The following is a 3,127-nucleotide window of genomic DNA, read 5'->3' on the forward strand; positions in this document are numbered from 1 at the left end:
CACCACGACCACCGAAGAGCCGGAACCCGAACCGACCACGCAGCGGCAGGTGCCGGTAGCCCCCGAGACGCCGCCGCCCCCGCCGATGATCCCTGGGCTGAACATCCCGGTCCCCGTCCTGCCGACGGTGGAGCTGCCGCGGATCGAGCTGCCCCGGATCGAGCTGCCCGCACGGTGATGTCCGGGCAGTGATCAGCGGGCGTGCCGCCCGCGGGTCGGTTCCCGACGGGGTCGTTCGACGACGGGCGCGGCCCCGCCACCCGATCCGACGGGCCGGGCGAGCAGCGCCGCGATCGCGGTGGTCAGCGGCACCGACAGGGTCAGGGCGATGCCGCCCACGCAGGCCCGCACGATTTCGATGGCGACCGCGTCGCCGGTGAGGACGTCGGAGATCGATCGTCCGGCGATGCTGAAGAACAGCAGCAGCGGCAGCGCGCCGCCGGCGTACGCGAGCACCAGCGTGTAGACGGTGCTCGCGATGTGGTCGCGACCGACCCGCATCGCGGAGGTGAACACCTCGCGGCGGCTCGCGGACGGGTCGATCGCCGCGAGTTCGAACGCCGACGACGCCTGCGTGATCGTGACGTCGTTGAGGACACCGAGCGATCCGATGATGAATCCGGCGAGCAGCAGACCCGTGATGCTCACGTGCTCGAGGTACAACTGCACGTCGGTGTTCTGTTCCTCCGACAGGCCCGTCAGATTGGTCAGCCGGATCGCCAGATAGGACAGCAGCGCCGCGAGGCCCATCGACGCCAGGGTGCCCAGCAGCGCCGAACTCGTACGCAGGTTCACTCCGTGCGCGAGGTACAACACGGCGTAGAGGATGAGCGACCCGCCGACGAGCGCGACCGGCACGGCCGGTTTTCCGTCGAGTAGTGCCGGCAGCATGAAACCGACGAGTACGCCGAACGCGACGAGCAGACCGAGCAGGGCCCTCAACCCCCGCCACCGTGCGACCACGACGATCACGACGGCGAACGCGACGATGATCAGGGTGATGGGCAGTCCGCGGGCGTAGTCGTAGAAGGAGTACTGGGTTGCGCCCGACGGATCGGTCTGCCGGACCAGCCGGATCTTCTCCCCGGCGTGCAACTCCGGTTGTCCCGGGCCCGGGGCGATCTCGAGCAGGGTCCGGGTGCCCTCGTTGGGACCCGATTCGATGGCGATCACGCTGCGGGCACATTGGTAGGCGTCGGTCGCGGGCGGCACCGGGTTGCCGGTGAACACGCGGCCGGAGGAGGTGCTCCCGCACGAGCCGGTGTCCTGGGTGACGACAGTGCCCGCCTCGGTGACCACGGCGCCGCCGCCCGATGTCTGGAAGGGCGCGGGAATGTCGATGGACCTGCTGCTGGGCCACAGGGCGGCCGTGCCCAGCAGAACGACGATGCCGATGGCTGTCAGCAGTCCGACGACCACCCGGGCCGCAGTAGGGCCGAGCGGGACCGGACCGTCGTGCCCGTGCCCGTGTCCGTGTCCGTGACTCACCGGGACAGGCTAGCCACCCTCTGCGGGATGTCCGGACGGGGGCACGGCCGTCCAGGCTCCATTGGGGGTTTCATTTGTGCTCTGCGCACAAGTTGATGCGTCAAGATCGTGCCACAGGCACGAAAAAATAGGCCCGGAACGAGCCTTCTGTGTGGCTTACCCAGAAAATCTGTGGTTCAATCGTGACCGCGAGTGAGTTTCCCGCCGAGATTCACGGGCCGTGGCGACTGAGCGTTCGATGTGCTCGGGGCCGGAGGAGAAAGAGTTGGGCTGGTGGTGGCGGGGAGCAGGGGGGGTGTCCCCGCCACCTTCACCTGACCTCGCACAGGGGGGATGGCGTCGGTCAGGGAGCCCGGCACGGTCGCGCCGTGCCATGGACAAACTTACTTCCTATGTCCGTGTTCGGGAAAGTCTTCTGAGGTGTGTCTCGCCTCACCGCTTGGTCCGATTGTCCGATTCGGGACCTATTAGGGACCTTCTACCTGCGGAAATGCGTCCGCAGGGCTCGAAAAATACATTCCACAACGATCGGCGTGTCGTGCGTCTCGGGCGTGTCACGGCGGGCTTCGGTGTCCGGAAATTCGGAGCGAACCCCACCGCGAACGCCGGGTGCGGCCCGGCCCGAAGCGCGGACCGAGCCGGTGACCTGCGTGAACGCTACTGCTTGTAGCTCGACAGGAAGTTGCCGAACCGTTCGATGGCGACGGCGAGGTCGCGGGCCCACGGCAGCGTGACGATCCGAAGGTGATCGTGGTTCGGCCAGTTGAAGCCGGTGCCCTGGACCATGAGGATCTTCTCCTGCAGCAGCAGATCCTGCACGAGCTTCTCGTCGTCGTGGATCTCGTACACCTCCGGATCCAGCCGCGGGAAGGCGTACAGGGCACCGCGCGGCTTCACGCAGCTGACGCCCGGAATCGCGTTGAGCCGTTCCCACGCGACATCGCGCTGTTCGAGCAGCCTGCCGCCGGGCAGGATCAGGTCCTCGATGCTCTGGTAACCGCCGAGCGCGACCTGGATCGCATGCTGCGCCGGGACGTTCGGGCACAGGCGCGTCGAGGCGAGGAGATCGACACCCTCGAGGAAGCCGGCAGCGTGTTCCTTCGGGCCCGTGATGGTCATCCAACCGGAGCGGTAGCCGGCGACCCGGTATGCCTTCGACAGGCCGTTGTAGGTCAGGCAGAGCAGGTCGGGGGCCAGCGTCGCGAGCGAGATGTGCTTCGCGTCGTCGTAGAGGATCTTGTCGTAGATCTCGTCGGCGAGCAGCAGCAGCTGATGCTTGCGGGCCAGCTCGACCAGCTGCGTCAGGACCTCGAGGGAGTACACCGCGCCCGTGGGATTGTTCGGGTTGATGACCAGCAGGGCCTTGGTGCGATCGGTGATCTTCGACTCGATATCGGAGATGTCCGGATTCCAGTCGTTGGACTCGTCGCACAGATAGTGCACGGGAGTGCCACCGGCGAGGGAGGTCATCGCAGTCCACAGCGGATAGTCCGGTGCGGGGATGAGGACCTCGTCGCCGTCGTCCAGCAGCGCCTGCATCGTGATGGTGATGAGTTCGGAGACGCCGTTGCCCAGGTAGACGTCGTTGATGTCGAGCTTGGGGAAGCCCGGCACCAGTTCGTAGCGTGTGACGATCGCG

At 66.9% G+C, this 3,127-nt stretch carries 2 protein-coding genes; both read right to left on the reverse strand.

The annotated features are described in order from the left end of the window. Window positions 1–192: 192 nt before the first annotated feature. Entirely contained in the window at window positions 193–1,488 is a 1,296-nt protein-coding gene (locus tag I0Q12_RS23295) for a YibE/F family protein (protein ID WP_197255164.1), read from the reverse strand. Window positions 1,489–2,145: 657 nt separating this feature from the next. Then, the coding region (locus I0Q12_RS23300) for a pyridoxal phosphate-dependent aminotransferase (protein WP_231611287.1) at window positions 2,146–3,127 on the reverse strand (982 nt) is incomplete at its 5' end.

This window comes from Rhodococcus sp. CX (assembly GCF_015865005.1).
Taxonomy (GTDB): domain Bacteria; phylum Actinomycetota; class Actinomycetes; order Mycobacteriales; family Mycobacteriaceae; genus Rhodococcus.